Here is an 18,223-nt window from a genome sequence, read left to right on the forward strand (position 1 = left end):
TATTATCGCCTAAAAATTAACAATAAAAGGGAGTTTTTAATGAAGCAAAATATGATTGGATTAATGATTGTAATGATATGCGTCGCTTTGTTTTTGATGTACAACCATGAAAAGGGTAATGATCCGTATCGGTTTAGTCATCCAACGGTGGGGGAGAAGATAAGGGAGGTTTTGCAACTACCTCCGAATGATCCCTTGACGAAAAAAGAATTGCTCAGCGTAGAGAAGCTTTCCCTTAATGGAATTGGGTTGACAGATTTAATCGACTTGCAAGCTCTAACGAATCTTAGAGAACTGGATCTTTCTAATAACAAGCTCCAATCCTTAAACGGTATAGAGACTTTATTTAAACTTGAACAACTAGGTCTGGCCAATAATAATATTCAAGATATTAATGGGCTTGCAGGGCTGAAGTCATTAAATTATTTGGATATTAGCTCCAATAAAATAGAAAATATAGAACCGCTGCATTCGCTGGTGATGCTGAGCACATTAACTTTTGATAATAACCGAGTAACTAACATAGAAACTGTAGGCGGACTGAGTAAATTAACCATATTGGGAGTTGGAAATAATCCAATTTCGGATCTATCCATTCTTAAAACCATGAATCGGTTGCAGTGGTTATCCATAGAAAAATTAAATATTATGGATATCTCCTGGCTCTCAACACTGACGAATCTTACTGTTTTATATGCCTACGATAATCGAATCCAAGATATTGCGCCTTTAAAGGAACTCCCTAAGCTGGCCTCGATAAGAATAGAGCAGAACCCCATCACCAATTACGAAGTACTTAGCGAGATGAGCATAGAGAAAGTTGTAAAATAGAATGTTCACAGAAGCTCAACCAGGGAACTACATTAGTTGAAATGTGGTGAAAAGAGAGAATGTAGCTTAATGGGAGATGTGGTAACCCAGGCAGGGGAGTAGTCCCCAGAGCAACTCATCGGCTAGAAACTGACGAATCGAGCAGAAGAGTAGTCCCCAGAGCAACACATCGGCTCGGAACTGACGAATCGAGCAGAAGAGTAGCCCCCAGAGCAACACATCGGCTCGGAACTGACAAATTGAGCAGAAGAGTAGTCCCCAGAGCAATACATCGGCTGGAAACTATCGAATCGAACGCAAGAGTAGCACCTAGGCATACAACGCACCTCCCAGCTCGGAAATCCGCCCCAAATCCGCCAAAATAAAGAGCTGAGAGTCTGAAAATCCAACTCTCAGCTCTGAAATGCCCCCGATGCGCCGGTTGAGGAAGTCTGAGAGTCGGAAAACGCGACTCTCAGCCCCAAATCCGCCAAAATAAAGAGCCGAGAGTCGGGAAATCCAACTCTCAGCTCTGAAATGCCCCCAATGCGCCGGTTGAGGAAGTCTGAGAGTCGGAAAACGCGACTCTCAGCCCCAAATCCGCCAAAATAAAGAGCCGAGAGTCGGAAAATCCAACTCTCAGCTCTGAAATGCCCCCGATGCGCCGGTTGAGGAAGTTTGAGAGTCGGAAAACGCGACTCTCAGCTCTAAACTCAGCCAGCCGGATAAGGCCGGCCAACCAAACTAACCTAAAAGCTTATACACAACGAAGCCGAAACCAGCAAGCGCGATGGAGAACTGCTCACCCTTCGACTCGACCGTCGAACCGGCGAACATATCCTGCCATGTCCCGCTTCCAGCTGGTACAGTGAGGCTGCAAGCCTTCGCTCCCGCGTTCATCGCAATGATGAATTGCTCATCACCGCTGCGGCGAGCATAGACCACGGCTGGATCGCCAGACTTAGCGTGCAGGAATGTAATGTAAATTGAGCGTAGAGCGGTATGCTGCTTACGAAGCGCAATCAGTGTCTGGTAGAACTGCAGCATATCGCCGTTCTGCTGCTCCTCTTCCCACACCATGCACTGACGGCAGTCGGGGTCGCCTGCTCCGGACATACCAACTTCATCGCCGTAATAGATACACGGTGTACCAGGGTATGTCATCTGGAACAGTACGGCGAGCTTCATGCGGCGCTCTTCATCGTCGCACAACGTGAGCAGACGCGGCGTGTCATGGCTGTCCAGCAGGTTGAACGCAACTTCGGTCGCTTGCTGTGGATAGTTCGCCAGCTGCGTGCCGATGGCGTTCGCGAAGCTGCGGCCGTCAAGCTTGCCATAAGCGGCATAGTCGAGCACCGCGTTAGTGAACGGGTAGTTCATGACCGCGTCGAATTGATCACCCTCGAGCCACATCATCGAATCATGCCAAATCTCGCCGAGAATGTAGGCATCCGGGTTAACGTCCTTGACCGTCTTACGGAAGTCGCGCCAGAAATGATGATCGACCTCATTCGCAACGTCAAGCCGCCAGCCGTCGATGCCGATTTCCTCCACCCAGTAGCGGGCCACGTCCAGCAGGTACTTTTTGACGTCCGGATTCTCGGTATTCAGTTTCGGCATGATCGGTTCAAAAGCAAACGTGTCGTAAGTAGGGATCCCATCCTCGATACGAAGCGGCCAATCACGTACATGGAACCAGCCCGCATACTTCGATTTGGCGCCTTTCTCCTGCACATCGAGGAACGGAGGGAAGGTAGCGCCGGCATGATTGAACACCGCATCGAGCAGCACGCGCATGCCCCGTTTGTGGCAGATGTCCACAAGCTCCTTCATGAGCGCGTTGGTGCCGAAATGAGGGTCAACCTTCAAATAATCCTGCGTATCATATTTGTGGTTTGTCGTCGCTTCGAATACAGGTGTAAAATAAATCGCATTAATGCCCAGAGTCTCCAAGTAGTCCAGGTGGTCAATAACTCCCTGAAGATCGCCGCCGAAGAAGTTCTTCGGTGTCGGCTTGCCGCCCCATCGCTCTACATTGTCCGGATCAAGCGACGAGTCGCCGTTCGCGAAACGTTCCGGGAAGATCTGATAGAACACCGCTTCCTTCACCCAAGCCGGCGGCTGGAAGACATCGATCGGATTAATAAACGGGTAGTCGTAGAACGTAAGGCTGTCAGCCGGCAGCTTATCCACGAAACCACTTTCGGTCAACCACAGCGCCTTCGTTCCTTTCTCCAATTGGAATGCATAGCGCAGCCGGCGAAACGGCGGTTCCACGGCAACCTCCCAGTAGTCGAACATCGCATCCGTTGCGAAAATGCGCATAGGCACGATTTGCATCGTTTTGTCCCAGGCATACTTGTCGCCAACAACGGCTTGAACAGCATCCATGTCGCCTTTCTGGGTGCGGATACGAAGATGCAGCGTAGAGCGGTCATACGCATAGGACCAGTTTTGCTTCGGACGATGATAAATGGCTTCGAGCATCATAATAAGGTTCACTCTCCTAAAATAGATATGAGCCCATGCAAATGCAAAAAAGGGTACAACCTCGTCATTCATAACGAGGTTGTACCCTTGCGGTAGCATGGCCTTTTAATTATGTCTATTGTACCACATCTGTGATGAAATATTCACCTCTTTTGCCCAAAGTTTGGATTGAACTTGTCCACCGCTTGACACCCGCTGCCAAAGGGGCTATTATCACTTGAGGCTAACTAACGTTCGTTAGGCAATAATACGGACCGTGCAAGGGGAGAACTAATCATGACGGCGAATCGGTTGAAGCAAGCTGCATTGACGTTATTTGCGGATTCAGGCTATGAGGGTGTGTCCTTATCGGAGATCGCCAAGTCAGTGGGTATCAAGACACCGTCGATCTATGCCCATTTTGATTCCAAGGAACAGCTGTTTATCGAATTGTTGGAGGACGCCATTCGGGAGGAGCGGGAGAAGCTTCTGCTGCTGCTTCAAGGGGTGGAGGATCATCCGCCAATAGAGCGGCTGTATGCCGTGTTCTTGTTTTACACCGATCTGGATCAGATTACGAAGGGGCAATCCTTCCTTAAGCGAACGATGCTTGTTCCGCCGCGGCATTTGGAGTCGCGGCTTAGCCAATATTTTGCGACTTATGAAGAGGAAGTAACGGTTCACGTATCGGCGCTGCTTCGGGGCAGTTCTAATGAGGGGACTCTGGAAGAGGAAAAGGCTGAACGGCTGCTGGCTTTGTTCTATGCGCTTATTGACGGCTTGCTCGTGGAACATAAATTGTACGATTCGGCGCTGTATCGGAAGAGGCAGGAGCAGCTGTGGAGCTGGCTGCAGGAGGCGTTGAAACCGGCAACGGCATAGAGAGGGGATGAGTCGCGATGGCATGGCTGTATTTGCTGCTGGCCGGACTGCTTGAGGTGGGCTGGGCTTATGGCATGCAGGCGTCTGATGGATTTACGGAATGGCTGCCTAGTGTGATTACCATTGTGTTGTTAATTATCAGTTTTATGTTGTTTGCGCGAGCGATGCGGACCATCGAAATCGGAACGGCGTACGCCATATTTACCGGTATAGGTACCGTGGGTACTGTTATCGTCGGCATTGTCCGTGGAGAGCCGGCAGATCTGCTCAAATTGTTGTTTATCGCGATGCTTATCGGAGGTATCGTGGGGCTCAAAGTGATATCAAGTAAAGAAGAGACACCGAAGAAACCTCAAGCGGAGCATGCTGTTCCTGAGGCAACGGAGTAAATGGAGGTGGCTGCAAGTGGCCTGGTTGTTCTTGCTCATATCTGGGCTGGGTGAGGTAGGCGGCGTGACGGGCATGAAGCTGTCGAATGGATTTAAGAACTGGAAGGGAACGGTGCTCGCGTTAGCGTCCGGGATGGTCAGCTTCTATTTCCTGTCGCGATCGCTGCAGGATGTCCCGATCAGTACCGCCTACGGCGTTTGGACAGGGATAGGCTCTGTCGGCAGTGTTCTGCTTGGCATGCTGGTGTTTGGCGAATCAAAGGATAAACGGAAATTGCTCTTTATCGCTATGATCATAATAAGTGTTGCAGGGTTACGGGTAACAGGCGGCGGTCATTAGTTAATGGACTGCTTTATGATAAAAAAGAAGCTTACCGCGACGTCATAAGACGGCAGGGTAGGCTTCTTTTACTTCTTCGCGTTTAACCCAATCTTCTGCGCCCCAAGCTTCACATGGGCATTCTTCATATATTGCTCCCACACGAAGCCGCTTCGGTAATTCTCCAGCATCAGCAGCGTGATGCCTTTGTCTATCCCGATGACGTCAGTATCATACCAGGCCGGCGTCAGCTCCAAATTAAACGCATCCTTAAACCCGTACGTTCCCCATAGCTCAGGCAGCGTCTTATAATAGCGAAGCGCCTCAAGCGACTGCTCCGGCGTAAATACAATCGAGCCGGCTGCTCCCGCAGGTGGTACCGTACCGTCTACGAGATGTTGATCATTGCTGTAGCCGGATGGCGCTGCACCGAATCTTCCCTCATAACCGTCCGGCCCGTCGGAAGCCGTGAAGCCCCAAGCCTGACGACCGAGCGACGGATACATGGAAGCTTGATCAATAGCGTATTGCAAGTTGTTTTGGGAAGCAGTAACCGAGTTCAGCCACCAATCGACGCCTTCGTTATCGACAACACCGCGGAAATCGAACCAAGCGTGGCTGAATTGATGCGTGAACAGCGACCCGAACCAGGAATGGATGAATGGCTGCCCATCTCCGTACGTTTTCACATCTCGCGTGAAACTGTAAAACATGCCGGGATCGGTCGGATGTGTTGGCGAACCGGAAGCGAGCACGTAGAGAGACAGCTGCTCCGCATAGAAGTCCCAGGCACCGACAAAACCATTCTCCGGCGAGTAGCCCATGTAGAACTGGTTCGTCTCAGGGTTCCGGTACCAGTCCCACTCCACCCGCTGATACAGCTCTTCAGCTTTCTTCGCAACCTCGCCTTGCAAATATTCCCCGGCCACGATTGCGCCGTTCAGTGCCAGCGCGGTATCGATAATGGACACCTCGCTCGTACCTGATCGCGAAGCATCGCTCATGTTCAGAAAATGATAGAAGAATCCATGCTCCTGCGCAGCATGCTTCAATAATGTATCCAGTGTTCCTGCTGCCCGCTCCGCTGCTTCATCCTTGGTAATCCAGCCGCGTTCGGCGCCAATTGCGATTGCCGTTAGGCCAAAGCCTACTGAGGCAACGCTGCTCATGTTCGGATTGCTTGGCGCCCGATCTCGAATCAATCCATAACCGGGGCTTTGCTTATCGGTATTGGCCTCCAGCCAGAAGAAATCGAAGCTTCGACGGCTTTCCTGCTCCAGCAAAGGATCTTCCAGCATGGCGCTCTTCTCCGGCTTCGATGCTGCATTCGGTTGCCATATATGCCGGACCCCCAATACGGTACCTAGAACAACGATGATGGCCGCGATGATGATTATCCAAATCCGCATGGATCTTCTGTTCAAAGCACTCATTCCAGTCTTCTCCTCGACCACGAGATGTTTTGCAGCAGCTTACAGGTGACTATACGCCCGTGTTCACGCCGCTCATCAAACCGAGCAGCTCTTCAGCGGGATAAGCGCCGGACAGCGCATAGCGGTTGTTGAAGACGAAGAAAGGAACGCCTGTCACGCCAATTTGCTGCGCGCGCTTCAGATCGGCGTCTACGGCCTCGCCGCCTTCACCGCGCTCAAGGCGAGCTTGCAGCTCTGGCGTAAACGCGCCAAGCCGCTCCGCAATCAGCATTATGACGCTCATCTGCGCCACATCCAGGCCTTCTTCGAAATAAGCGCGGAACAGTTCTTCCACGGCTTCCGCCTTACGTTCCTCAGGCAGAATAGCAACGAAACGATGAGCAAGACGCGTGTTCGGCATCCGAGTAACCCGGTCGAAATGGAACGTGACGCCGACAGCGGCGCCGGCTTGCGTCACCTGCTGAGTAGCGCGTTTCATCGATTCGGGTCCGCCCATTTTCTTCGCCATCACATCATCGAACGGTTTGCCCTCTTCAGGCAAACCGGGATCCAGCTGATAAGCGTGATAAGTAACGGTGACCGGCTCATCGTTCTTCTCCGACCAGAGCTCGAGCGCACGGTATAGATTTTGCTTGCCGATGCGGCACCAGGGGCAGACCACATCCGAGTATAGGTCAATATGCATATGGAAACGACAACCTTTCGAATAGTTTGTCAGTGTCAGGTCTTCTCTTCATATGTTGCGGTTACATAACCATGCTAATGTAGTTTTGCATATCAAGCAAGGGCAGATACGGCGCATGGTGCATTTTCGAATAGTTGCGTTAATATTTAGGAGGACAGTAAACTAATCGGTAAAGAAACTTCGATTGATTAATAAGGAGGGGACGATATGATTGAAATCGGTCTCTGCGGCTGGGGCGATCACTCGGAGCTATATCGGGAAGCGGGCAAGGACAAGAATAAGCTGCCTGCCTATGCGCATTGGTTTCGGGTCGTCGAGGTGGACAGCACCTTCTATGCGATTCAGTCCCCGCAGGTCATGCAGAAATGGGCGACGGAAACGCCGGATCACTTCCGCTTCGTCATTAAGGCGTATCAAGGCATGACAGGTCATGCGCGCGGGGGAAAAGGGCATCATCCTTACGAAAGCGAAGCGGCGATGTTCCAGGCTTTTCGGGATGCGATTGAGCCGATCCGCGCCGCAGGCAAGCTGCTTGCCGTTCTATTCCAGTACCCGCCTTGGTTTAATTGTACGCGTCCTAACGTGGAGACACTGCGAACAGCCAAGGCGCGCATGGCAGATATCCCTTGCGCACTCGAATTTCGGAACCAGAGCTGGTTCACAAGCGAGATGAGCGAGAAGACCATTGCGTTCACGCGCCGAGAAGGCTGGATTCATACGGTGTGCGATGAGCCGCAAGCCGGTGAAGGCTCCATTCCAATCGTAGAAGCGGCTACGGATGAACAGTTCACCATCGTACGGCTGCACGGTCGCAACACGGATGGATGGGTGTCTGCTGGACAACCTAACTGGCGGGATGTTCGATATCTGTACCGTTATAATGAAACGGAACTGTCAGAGTGGGTGGAGCGACTCAGGCGTTTGGAGCAATCAACCGGAACGGTATGCGTGCTGTTCAATAACAATTCCGGCGGCGATGCGGCGGATAACGCCTTACAGCTTATGGCGATGCTGCACCAGCTGCCGCCGCGAGGCTCCTTTCAACTAGCGCCGCCGCAGGAAACTGCGCAGCAGCTGGATCTGTTTGAATAGACTCCTGCACCAATTCGCAAAATAACAGTACAACCGCCGTTGACAGGTTCAACTGTAACTGATATGATTACAGTACAAAGCGGGGTGCCGTTAAGCATGAACAGCGAATTCACCATTGCCGTACACAGTTTGGTTTACTTGGCTTTTTTGCCAGAACGCATGGCTCCCAGCGAAGCCATTGCCGATAATGTCTCGACCAATCCTGCCAGAATCCGCAAGGTGATGAGCTGTTTGAAGCGAGGCGGTTATGTCGATACAAGGGAAGGCGCAGGTGGTGGATACCGGCTAATGCTGGATCCGGCCGTCGTCAACCTAGCCGACATATACCGGTTAATGGCGCAAGGCTCCGTTATTCCGAGCTGGTGCTCGGGCAATCCAGAGATGGATTGTGTCGTCGGCTCCAATATGCGTGAAGTCATGGATGGGATCTTTTGCAGAGCGGAGAAGCAGCTGGAGAATTATTTCGGCGGCATTACGATCTCCGATGTGCTGGGTCAAATCAAGGAATGCGAAGAATGTTGAACAAGGTGTGACGGGGTTCCCCTTCCCATAAGCTTGTGAACTTATTGTAGAGAGGATGATTGAATATGGCAGTAGCATTGACGAAAGACACATTCAACAAAAGCATCGAGAGCGGCGTAACGCTCGTTGATTTCTGGGCGCCATGGTGCGGACCTTGCAAAATGCAGCTTCCAATCGTAGAAGAGCTTTCCGGCGAGCTTGCTGGTACAGCTACAATCGCGAAGATCAATGTGGACGAGGAGCCTGAATTGGCATCCCAATTCGGCGTTATGTCGATCCCGACACTAATCCTGTTCAAAGACGGTCAACCCGTTGACAAAATGGTTGGTCTGCAATCCAAAGACGCCCTGAAAAACAAAATTCAAGGCCAAATCTAAGCATTGCTTCACGAGCCCTCGCGCCTACATGGTGTGAGGGCTTCGTTGCGTAAATACATATGGAATAACGAGCTCATTCGATTCATTTGTACGTCTGTATAGGTAGTGAATATACCGCCAAGGGGGAATGGTCTTCCATGCAGAACTGGCTCGCGCAGCTTCGCAAAGGCTATGGCAAGAAGTTGGCTAAGCTTCATTCCGTTAACGGTTGGATCGTCGTCATTCTGACGCTGACAGGACTGGTGTTGTTTCAAGGGTTATGGCGCGGCATTCTGGGTGAAGGCCGGGTCATCATCCGTTATGTGCATATCGTGGTCGGGATCGCATCGCTGCTCCCGGTTGTGTTCTACTTAGCGCTGGCCGCGAAGCATTGGAAACAGTTGAAGGGCAAGTTGTGGCAGAAAGCGAACGTCATCATCGTACTGGGTCTGTTGATCGGCTGGCTGCTGTCCGGTGTGCTTCTATGGCAATTCAAGGCGGTTGGGCCGGCATGGTCGAGCAGCGCGCTCACCATTCACGACCTGCTGACTTGGATCGGACTTCCTTATATCATCTACCACTCCATCACGAGGCTGAAATGGCTCAAGGAGCCGCATCGCCGCACAGTTAAGACAGGACAACAAGGGGAAGGCCTGCATCCCGCGGCCAAACCGGAGGCTGTTATGTCGAGGCGTTCGTTTATTCGCGTTACGATAGGAGCGGGAATCGCTATTGCGATCGGACCTTCTTTTCTAAAATGGTTCGGCAACCAGCTGACACCAGGTGCCAAATTGGATGAACTCATAGAGTCTGACGCCAATTCGCTCATTCCTGCACCGAAACCGCTTCCGGCTTCTTCGCCGCCGATTGGCGGAGGAAGCCGCGGCTCGTTCCGCATCTATACGGTTACGCCGATTCCGCAGTTCGACAACAGCACATTCAGTTTCATCGTAGACGGCTTGGTGGATAAACGTTTGCAGTGGACATGGGAGCAGTTCGTGGCACTCAAGCGGGAAGTCCAAGTGAGTGATTTCCACTGCGTGACCGGCTGGTCGGTTCTCGGCAACACGTGGGAAGGGATCAAGCTCAAGGATTTCTTGAAGATGGCTGGCGTGAAGTCTTCCGCGAAGACAGTAAAGCTGTACTCCGGCGATGGCGTCTATACGGATTCCCTCACTTTAGAGCAGGCTGATATGGATGATGTGTTGGTAGCGGTGCTGCACGACGGCAAACCGATTCCAAGCGACCTCGGCGGCCCGGTGCGGCTAATCGTTCCGAAGATGTACGCGTATAAGTCGGTCAAGTGGTTGAATCGGGTTGAGCTTATTGATGGTGATCATACCGGGTACTGGGAAGAGCGTGGATATGATACGGATGCGTGGGTAAGGGGAGGGGAAAACTCGCAATTTTATAAATGAAAATAGGTTTGACATTCACGTTACGTAAAGGTGTAGAGTGAGGTTGTCGGGAGGTGATGAAGGTGGAATATACGGTTCAGAAGCTGGGGAAGCTCGCGGGAATCAGCACGAGGACGCTGCGGTTCTATGACGAAGTAGGCATTCTTAAGCCGGCAAGAATGAATTCTTCAGGGTACCGTATTTATGGTCAGGCGGAGGTCGACAGACTGCAGCAGATTTTATTTTATCGGGAGCTCGGTGTCAGTCTGGACCGCATTAAAGAGCTTCTTACTGATCCGTCCTTCAATGGTACCGCAGCCTTGGTCCAGCACCGGGAACAGCTTCTCGACAGAAGAAGGCAGCTCGATGCACTGATCGCAAATGTCGATCAAACCATCGCTGCGGCTGAAGGGAGAATAACGATGAGTGACAAACAGAAATTCGAAGGCTTTAAGCAGCGCCTGATTGACGAGAATGAGCAGAAATACGGCAAGGAAGTGCGCGAGAAATACGGCGATGATGTCGTGAACAAGTCGAATGCGAAGGTTAAGGGCATGTCGCAGGAAGACCACGAGCGGGTAACTCGTCTGGCAGAAGAGATCAAGGAGTCGCTGGCGGAGGCTTTCAAGTTGGGGGATCCGGCGGGGGAGCTCGCACAGAAGACAGCCGATCTGCACCGTCAATGGCTGAGCTTCTATTGGCCGCAATACAGCAAGGAAGCTCACGCGAACCTGTCGCAAATGTACGTGGACGATGAGCGGTTCAAAGCGTATTACGACGTGGATCAACCGGGATCGGCCGAGTTTCTGCGTGATGCGATTCATATCTATACCGGCGTAAGCTAGCCTAGGGCTTGGTGCGAGGGAAATAAGAACAAGAAAAAGGGTGCCCGCGGATCGTTGATGATCTTGCGGGCACCCTTTTAATCGTGCCGCTGTTTCGCAGAGGGAGGGTCCGCGAGATCGGCTTACTTATCGGTTTTCTTCTTCACGTGGTTGAAGTTAGTGATGGACTTGGCATCCTCGATCGTATCGTTGACGAAAGCCATATCCTGATTCTTGGCATGCATCTTGGTGGTGCCTTTGTAGTTGCCTTTATGCGTTTGGTTTTCCATGTCGGTTCACCTCCGAAAGATGGTCGCACATGAGGTAGTATGTTCGGAAGTTGGGGGTGGCATGCGGGGTTGGGGTGGTTGAAGAATTATAACTTTTAAGTTATAATATAACGAATCCGTTATAACGGAATTGGAGGAAATTGAATATAGAGGTGTCCGATGTATCAGATCCGATTATACACAGACATCCATGAACGTTCTCCTTTTCAAGATTCGCTCGCGGAACTCGACAAAGCTGCTGCATCGGATAAACATGCTAGAGGATTTCGTAAGAAAATTAATTACTGTATTGAGATTTTACGAATCGGTGGTACAAGAGCCGGTGAGAAGTTCACGAAGCAGATTGAAGAGAAGCTTTGGGAGTTGCGCATTGATGATCACAGAGCGTTTTTCTTTTTATCAGAAAGATTATAGGTATAAGAACAGATTTAGATCTCATACAACTAGAGATAATATGTACTGAACCTTAAGTCACTAATTTAAATCTAATTTAAGAATTGAGGCACGAATTGATGATAAATTGGGACGATGTCAAACACAGTTCGTCGATCCCAGATGCTGAACTCGAAGCTGTAGCTTTTACAGCACAACTTGTAGCAAAGATCGTACTCAGAAGAAAGCAACTGGGATGGACACAAGGACAATTGGCAGAAGCAGCTGGCTTGAAGCAATCTTTTGTTTCAAGAGTAGAAAGTGCGAAGACGATTCCGCGCATCGATACCATCCAGACTTTAGCCAAAGTTCTAGGAATGAAACTTGATCTTGTCATGGATGAACAAGCAGCAACAATAGCTTAAGACACTGGGCAGTTCGGGGGCCGTTTATGATTAACGGTCCTTGTTTTATTTATATGATGATTTTGGATAAGGGAATAAGGGCTAATCTTGCTTTTTTATTTCCCCCCCTTCATGTATAATGTCATGAGATTGTTTATTACGGAACAGGGGTGTCTTCATACATGGCTTTGAAAGCTGGAATCGTCGGTTTGCCGAACGTAGGTAAATCCACTTTATTTAATGCAATAACGCAAGCGGGCGCGGAATCCGCGAACTATCCGTTCTGTACGATTGACCCGAACGTAGGCGTCGTTGAAGTACCGGATGTGCGTCTTGATAAATTGACGGAGCTGGTTGTCCCGAACAAGACCGTTCCGACTGCTTTTGAATTCATCGATATTGCAGGTATTGTGAAAGGCGCGAGCAAGGGCGAAGGCCTCGGCAACAAGTTTCTTGCGCACATCCGCGAAGTTGATGCGATCGTACACGTCGTGCGCTGCTTCCAAGATGACAACATCACGCATGTATCCGGTAAAGTCGATCCAATCGGCGATATCAACACGATCAACCTGGAGTTGATTTTGGCGGATATCGATTCCGTTGACCGCAAGATCGAGCGTTCCCGCAAAAACCTCAAAGGCGGCGACAAGAAGGTCGTGCAAGAGGTGGAAACGCTTGAGCGAATTAAAGAAGCGTTGTACAACGATCAACCGGCGCGCAGCTTGGACCTCTCCGAGGATGAGAAGGCGCTTGTTCGCGATCTTCACCTGCTGACGATGAAACCGATCTTGTACGCAGCCAACGTGAGCGAAGGCGAAGCGGCAAACTCCGACGGCAACCAATACGTGGAATTGGTACGTGAATTCGCGAAAGCAGAAGGCGCGGAAGTAGTGCCGATCAGCGCGAAAGTAGAATCCGAAATCGCTGAGCTTGAAGGCGAAGACAAAGAAATGTTTCTAGAGGAGCTTGGCTTGACGGAATCCGGCCTTAACCGCCTGATCCGCGCAGCATACAAGCTGCTTGGACTGTACACTTACTTTACTGCGGGCGTGCAAGAAGTACGTGCATGGACGATTCGTAAAGGCATGAAGGCGCCGCAAGCGGCCGGCGTTATTCATACGGATTTTGAGCGCGGCTTTATCCGTGCTGAGGTTGTTTCCTATGAAGATCTGATGGCGGCAGGCTCCATGAATGCTGCGAAGGAAAAAGGACAGCTTCGCCTTGAGGGTAAAGAATACGTGGTGCAAGACGGCGACGTTATGCATTTCCGTTTCAACGTTTAGCGTTTGAATGGTTGGTTTTGGGGCCCGAAATTCTCGGGTCCTTTTGCTATGTCTTGCGGCTGTTGGACTAAAGTCGGCAAATTCTCCAAAATTGTCACGTTTATGGTTTGTAGTGCGTTATGTTATACTAAAGGAACAATCAATTGGATTTATTCTAAAGTAGAGGTGAATGACAGTGTTGGACCGTTTACAGGCACTCGCTGACCGGTATGAGAAATTGAGCGAGCTGTTGTGCGATCCGGATGTGGCTAGCGATCCGAAGAAGCTGCGCGACTACTCCAAGGAGCAGTCGGACTTGCAAGCTCCTTATGAGGCATATACGGAATATAAGCAAGTTTCCGAGCAGCTTGATGATGCAAAAGTAATGCAGAATGAGAAGCTTGATGATGAAATGCGTGAGATGGTGAAGATGGAAGTCGATGAGCTGAGCGCGCGTCAGGCTGAGCTTGAAGAACATATTCATGTTCTCCTGCTGCCTAAAGACCCGAATGACGATAAGAACGTTATCGTTGAGATTCGCGGCGCTGCCGGCGGCGACGAAGCGGCCTTGTTCGCATCGGATTTGTACCGCATGTATATGAAGTTTGCGGATACGCAGGGCTGGCGAGTAGAGCTTCTTGAATTCAGCGAGAGCGATCTTGGCGGCTTCAAAGAGGTTATCTTCATGGTAACGGGCAAAGGAGCCTACAGTAAGCTGAAATTCGAGAGCGGCGCGCACCGCGTACAGCGGATTCCGGTAACGGAGTCCGGCGGCCGGATTCACACGTCGACTTCAACTGTTGCAGTTATGCCAGAGGTTGAAGAGGTCGAGATTGAAATCCTCGACAAAGATATTCGGGTCGATACGTTCTGCTCCAGCGGTGCAGGCGGTCAGTCCGTTAATACAACCAAATCAGCGGTTCGCGTGCTTCACGTTCCGACGGGCATCATGGCTCAATGTCAGGATGGTAAATCGCAGAACGAGAACAAAGCGAAGGCGCTTCAAGTTCTTCGTGCGCGGATTTCGGATATCAAGCGCCAAGAAGAAGAAGCCAAGTATGCCGGCGAACGCAAAAGCAAAGTCGGTACAGGCGACCGCAGTGAGCGGATTCGCACGTACAACTACCCGCAAAGCCGGGTAACCGATCACCGCATCGGCCTTACGCTGCACAAGCTCGATTCCGTATTGAACGGCGACATGGGTGAAATCATCAATGCGCTGACATTGACGGCTCAGACGGAATTGATGGAGCGCGAGAATTTGGTTTAAGAGTGCGGTAACAGTGCAAGGGATAGAGTGCGGAATAGAGTGCGGAATAGAGTGCGGAATAGAGCAATCTTAATGCAAATAATAGCTGGAATAAACGGGAGCGGCCTAGGCTGCTCCCGTTTGTGTAGCTTGGAGATGTGGGACAGCGAAAGAATGATGCGAGTGGAGCTTGAAGAAACGAAGTAAGCAAACTTCGAGAAAAGCTTGAAGGGACGAAGTAAGCAAACTTCTAGAGAAGAAGCAAACTTGTGTAGAGTTCAGATAAATTTTGAGAATAAGGGAGTGCTTGTTGTGGTGGAAAATGGTCAAGCAGGAGGAGTTAGCGGAAGCGGGGTGCACCTTACAATTGGGGAAGTCTGCGTGCGTGCGACGAAGATGCTGGAAGCCCGTGGCGTCAGCGAACCTCGCAATAATGCGGAGCTGTTGCTGCTGCATGTGCTCGGAATAGAGCGGGCTGCGCTGATTCGCGATTGGCGAGACCCTTTTCCGCAGCAGCACGCGGCAGAATGGGAAGCGCTGCTTACCCGTAAGGCAGCCGGCGAGCCTGTGCAGTATTTGATCGGCGAGCAGTGGTTCTACGGCTTGCCGTATCTTGTCACGCCCGCGGTGCTCATCCCGCGCCCGGAGACGGAGCTGCTGGTTGAAGCCGTGCTGGAAGCGGCGGATAAGCTGTGGCCGGAGGCTGTGGGTGATGGCGTTGTGGGAAGTGAAGGAGTAGTGCAGAGCGGTAGTGCGCCTGTTAGCGAAGGCTCGGAAGTGAGTGGTGAGGCAGTAAGCGAAGGTAGGGAAGTGAGTGGTGAGGCAGTAAGCGAAGGTAGGGAAATGAGTGGAGCGGCAGAAAGCGAAGGCGTGGAAATGAGTGCAGCGGCAGTAAATGAAGGGGTAGCAGCGAGTAGGGCGAGTGTCTTCAAGGGGCCGACAGTGGTTGATGTCGGCACCGGCAGCGGCGCCATTGGCGTGACGCTGGCAGCGCTGCGTCCGCAGTGGCGCGTATGCGCGTCCGATTTGTCGCCGGACGCGCTGGATGTCGCCCGCACGAATGCGGCTCGCCACGGCGCAGCGGCGCGCATGACGTTCTTGCAGGGCGACCTGCTCGGGCCGTTCGCGCAGCCGCGGTCCGAGGAGCTCGCAGTCGATGTGCCCGGCAGCGTCGCCGGCCTGCGCATCGACGTGCTGGTCTCGAACCCGCCGTATATTCCGGCGGGTGACATTGCCGGCTTGCAGCCGGAAGTGCGCGATCATGAGCCGCGTCTTGCCCTCGATGGCGGGGATGACGGCCTGACGCCTTATCGGCGCATGGCGGAGCAGCTGCTGCAGCTGTCTTCGATGCCACGAATCGTCGGCTTCGAGCTCGGCATGGGCCAAGCCGAAGCTGTCGCCGACTTGCTCCGCGGCATTGGCGCATGGCGCGAGGTGCGCATCATCGACGACTATGCGGGCATTGGCCGGCATGTGCTGGCTGTGGAATAGCATTTTGTCGGCGAACCACGCTCACAGCGGGAGCTGAGAGTGAGAAAATGGAACTCTCAGCAGAGAGTAACATGATAATGAATCTGAGAGATCCCAAATTGAACTCTCAGCATGACGATCAACGGAATGCAGCCTAAAGTGTGAGCTGAGAGTACGGAAATCCAACACTCAGCAGTGAAATAGCGTTGCAAAACGGCCTGAGAGTTTCGAATACGAACTCTCAGGTTTTTGTTGTTCGATTTGAAGTTTAGAACAGTGGATACAGAAGAGATGTAGCCCGCACAACACATCAGCAATGAGCAGATATGCCGCCAACCCAAACCAAACTAGCTAGTTTCACCCCACTTAACAGGCTTTCCGCTTACATTTGTGCAATCCCACCCAAAGTGGCACCGAATCGCCGAAAATCCCCGCAGTAAGAGGATATATCTCTAAACATGAGCAAACTAGTCAGTTTCAACCCGCTTAAGCGGCTATTCCGCTTACAGTTGAGCGATCCCACCCAAAGTGGCACCGAATCGCCGAAAATCCCCGCAGTAAGAGGATATATCTCTAAACATGAGCAAACTAGCTAGTTTTAACCCATTTAAGAGGCTATTCCGCTTACAGTTGTGCAATCCCACCAAAAGTGGCACCGAATCACCGAATATCCCCGCTGTAAGAGGATATATCTCTAAACATGAGTAAACTAGCTAGTTTTAACCCACTTAAGAGGCTATTCCGCTTACAGTTGTGCAATCCCACCAAAAGTGGCCCCGAATCGCCGAAAATCCCCGCAGTAAGAGGATATACCTCTAAACATGAGCAAACTAGCTAGTTTCAACTCACTTAAAAGACTATTCCGCTTACAGTTGTGCAATCCCACCAAAAGTGGCACCGAATCGCCGAATTTCCTATTCCGCTTAGAGTTGAGCGACCCCAAAAGCGTGTTTTCTAATCGCCAACATGTCCGCCTATAGCCGATTTTACGCACTCGAAGCTACCCACACTAACATATATGAGCGAAGTTGCTTAAGGGGCTGTTTCTCTTGTACTCTACGAAACTTTTTAAGAGGATTGATAGGTTTAGAGAGCCGCCGCGAGGGACATAATGGGGATATGATCGTTCCGGAACGCAAGCCGATGCACCGACGGGTGCCACAAAGGAGCTTGTCGTTATGATTCGCACTTATTCCCGTTTTCCTTATCGTCCGATTTATGGGTATGTCCTTCTTATTGCCGCAGTATTGCTTATGAGCTGGGAAAGTCAACGTGCCGATGCGGCGATTGCCGGCGGCGGTATTCCGTCCGAATCGATTCGTCTGCGCATTCTGGCGAATTCGGATAACGCGTCCGATCAAGCGGTAAAACGCGAGGTTCGTGATGCCATCGTTGAAGAAATGAACAATTGGGTGGCTGGACCGCAAACAATCGAGGAAGCGCGTGCCACCATCCGCAATCATATGAGCGATATCGAAGGCATTATTGCTGCCAAACTCAGCTCGCGCGGTTTTCACTATGGATTCCAAGCGGAACTCGGCCAAGTGCCGTTTCCAACTAAAATATATGGCACGCAAGTGTACCCTGCCGGTAATTACGAGGCTCTTCGCATCACCCTTGGCGCAGGTGCAGGACAAAACTGGTGGTGCGTACTGTTCCCTCCGCTCTGTTTCGTGGATGCGGTAAGCGGGGAAGCGTCAACTCCTGCGGTAGCTGCAACGGCAACTGTAAGTGCTGCAAAAGCAGACAACGATGCCCAAGTAACTTCAGCCGCGGCAGATGCTCCTGCCAAAGATAAAGGTTCCGATCAAGACGCTCAAGCAGGTGAAGCGAAGCAGCCGGAAGTGAAGTTTTTTCTGTGGGAAATCATCAAGTCGATCTTGAGCTTCTTTCGCAGCCTCTTTAGCTAACAATTAATTAAGCTCAGTCGCGCGCCTTGCGATTGGGCTTTTCTTGTAGGGGAGATGGCTGTTTGGATGGCGCTTGGCGGCGTATGGT

General features: G+C 51.3%; 19 protein-coding genes. 15 read left to right on the forward strand and 4 right to left on the reverse strand.

The features are described from left to right. Positions 1-39 precede the first annotated feature (39 nt). Positions 40-831: a leucine-rich repeat domain-containing protein gene (locus tag BLW29_RS18110; RefSeq protein ID WP_090982148.1), complete on the forward strand. Its 792-nt coding sequence runs from the start codon at positions 40-42 to the stop codon at positions 829-831. A gap of 723 nt (positions 832-1,554) precedes the next feature. Here BLW29_RS18110 and BLW29_RS18115 read toward each other — a convergent pair. Then, a complete protein-coding gene (locus tag BLW29_RS18115; protein WP_090982150.1) occupies positions 1,555-3,300 on the reverse strand; it encodes an alpha-glycosidase in 1,746 nt (581 codons plus the stop codon). A 276-nt stretch (positions 3,301-3,576) separates the two neighbouring features. On the opposite strand from BLW29_RS18115, the gene BLW29_RS18120 reads away from it, so the two are divergent. From BLW29_RS18120 to BLW29_RS18130, 3 genes are read left to right on the forward strand one after another with little or no spacing between them, the layout of a single operon-like run. Beyond that, positions 3,577-4,161, forward strand: a complete 585-nt coding sequence (locus BLW29_RS18120; protein WP_090982151.1) for a TetR/AcrR family transcriptional regulator — start codon at positions 3,577-3,579, stop codon at positions 4,159-4,161. Between the two features lie 17 nt (positions 4,162-4,178). Continuing rightward, the gene (locus tag BLW29_RS18125; RefSeq protein ID WP_090982153.1) at positions 4,179-4,550 is read left to right on the forward strand and encodes a DMT family transporter; all 372 of its coding nucleotides are present in this window, start codon (positions 4,179-4,181) and stop codon (positions 4,548-4,550) included. A gap of 16 nt (positions 4,551-4,566) precedes the next feature. Beyond that, positions 4,567-4,890, forward strand: coding sequence for a DMT family transporter (locus BLW29_RS18130; protein WP_090982155.1), 324 nt, complete (start codon positions 4,567-4,569; stop codon positions 4,888-4,890). A gap of 68 nt (positions 4,891-4,958) precedes the next feature. Here the strand turns inward: BLW29_RS18130 and BLW29_RS18135 are convergent, their stop codons facing one another. Further along, complete coding sequence (locus tag BLW29_RS18135; RefSeq protein ID WP_218147113.1) at positions 4,959-6,302, reverse strand: glucoamylase family protein; 1,344 nt, start codon at positions 6,300-6,302, stop codon at positions 4,959-4,961. A gap of 49 nt (positions 6,303-6,351) precedes the next feature. Then, a complete protein-coding gene (locus BLW29_RS18140; RefSeq protein WP_090982157.1) occupies positions 6,352-6,987 on the reverse strand; it encodes a DsbA family oxidoreductase in 636 nt (211 codons plus the stop codon). Between the two features lie 207 nt (positions 6,988-7,194). On the opposite strand from BLW29_RS18140, the gene BLW29_RS18145 reads away from it, so the two are divergent. The 5 genes from BLW29_RS18145 to BLW29_RS18165 all read left to right on the forward strand — a co-directional run bounded on the left by BLW29_RS18145 (position 7,195) and on the right by BLW29_RS18165 (position 11,199). Next, positions 7,195-8,079 carry a DUF72 domain-containing protein gene (locus BLW29_RS18145; RefSeq protein WP_090982159.1) on the forward strand — a complete coding sequence of 295 codons (885 nt, stop codon included), beginning with the start codon at positions 7,195-7,197 and terminating at the stop codon, positions 8,077-8,079. A 96-nt stretch (positions 8,080-8,175) separates the two neighbouring features. Further along, the gene (locus tag BLW29_RS18150) at positions 8,176-8,601 is read left to right on the forward strand and encodes an RrF2 family transcriptional regulator (protein ID WP_090982161.1); all 426 of its coding nucleotides are present in this window, start codon (positions 8,176-8,178) and stop codon (positions 8,599-8,601) included. A gap of 65 nt (positions 8,602-8,666) precedes the next feature. Beyond that, entirely contained in the window at positions 8,667-8,978 is a 312-nt protein-coding gene (gene trxA / locus BLW29_RS18155; protein WP_090982163.1) for a thioredoxin, read from the forward strand. 137 nt (positions 8,979-9,115) lie between these two features. Then, positions 9,116-10,375 carry a molybdopterin-dependent oxidoreductase gene (locus BLW29_RS18160; RefSeq protein ID WP_090982165.1) on the forward strand — a complete coding sequence of 420 codons (1,260 nt, stop codon included), beginning with the start codon at positions 9,116-9,118 and terminating at the stop codon, positions 10,373-10,375. A gap of 62 nt (positions 10,376-10,437) precedes the next feature. Then, positions 10,438-11,199: a MerR family transcriptional regulator gene (locus BLW29_RS18165; protein ID WP_090982167.1), complete on the forward strand. Its 762-nt coding sequence runs from the start codon at positions 10,438-10,440 to the stop codon at positions 11,197-11,199. A gap of 122 nt (positions 11,200-11,321) precedes the next feature. Here BLW29_RS18165 and BLW29_RS31465 read toward each other — a convergent pair whose 3' ends face one another. Then, positions 11,322-11,468, reverse strand: a complete 147-nt coding sequence (locus tag BLW29_RS31465) for a hypothetical protein (RefSeq protein WP_177186699.1) — start codon at positions 11,466-11,468, stop codon at positions 11,322-11,324. A 159-nt stretch (positions 11,469-11,627) separates the two neighbouring features. Between BLW29_RS31465 and BLW29_RS18170 the strand changes: the two genes are divergently transcribed. The 6 genes from BLW29_RS18170 (at position 11,628) to spoIIR (ending at position 18,135) form a co-directional block, all read left to right on the forward strand. After that, positions 11,628-11,882 carry a type II toxin-antitoxin system RelE/ParE family toxin gene (locus BLW29_RS18170; RefSeq protein ID WP_090982169.1) on the forward strand — a complete coding sequence of 85 codons (255 nt, stop codon included), beginning with the start codon at positions 11,628-11,630 and terminating at the stop codon, positions 11,880-11,882. 98 nt (positions 11,883-11,980) lie between these two features. Then, positions 11,981-12,265 (forward strand): helix-turn-helix domain-containing protein, encoded by a 285-nt coding sequence (locus BLW29_RS18175; RefSeq protein ID WP_090982171.1) that lies wholly within the window; start codon positions 11,981-11,983, stop codon positions 12,263-12,265. A 161-nt stretch (positions 12,266-12,426) separates the two neighbouring features. Continuing rightward, positions 12,427-13,527 (forward strand): redox-regulated ATPase YchF, encoded by a 1,101-nt coding sequence (ychF, locus tag BLW29_RS18180; RefSeq protein WP_090982173.1) that lies wholly within the window; start codon positions 12,427-12,429, stop codon positions 13,525-13,527. Positions 13,528-13,702: 175 nt separating this feature from the next. Beyond that, positions 13,703-14,776, forward strand: a complete 1,074-nt coding sequence (gene prfA, locus BLW29_RS18185; protein WP_090982175.1) for a peptide chain release factor 1 — start codon at positions 13,703-13,705, stop codon at positions 14,774-14,776. A 291-nt stretch (positions 14,777-15,067) separates the two neighbouring features. Next, positions 15,068-16,246, forward strand: coding sequence for a N5-glutamine methyltransferase family protein (locus BLW29_RS18190; RefSeq protein ID WP_256208709.1), 1,179 nt, complete (start codon positions 15,068-15,070; stop codon positions 16,244-16,246). Between the two features lie 1,157 nt (positions 16,247-17,403). Continuing rightward, entirely contained in the window at positions 17,404-18,135 is a 732-nt protein-coding gene (gene spoIIR / locus BLW29_RS18195) for a stage II sporulation protein R (protein WP_090982177.1), read from the forward strand. The last annotated feature ends 88 nt before the right edge of the window (positions 18,136-18,223 follow it).

This window comes from Paenibacillus sp. CF384, from assembly GCF_900106745.1.
Classification (GTDB): domain Bacteria; phylum Bacillota; class Bacilli; order Paenibacillales; family Paenibacillaceae; genus Paenibacillus_Z.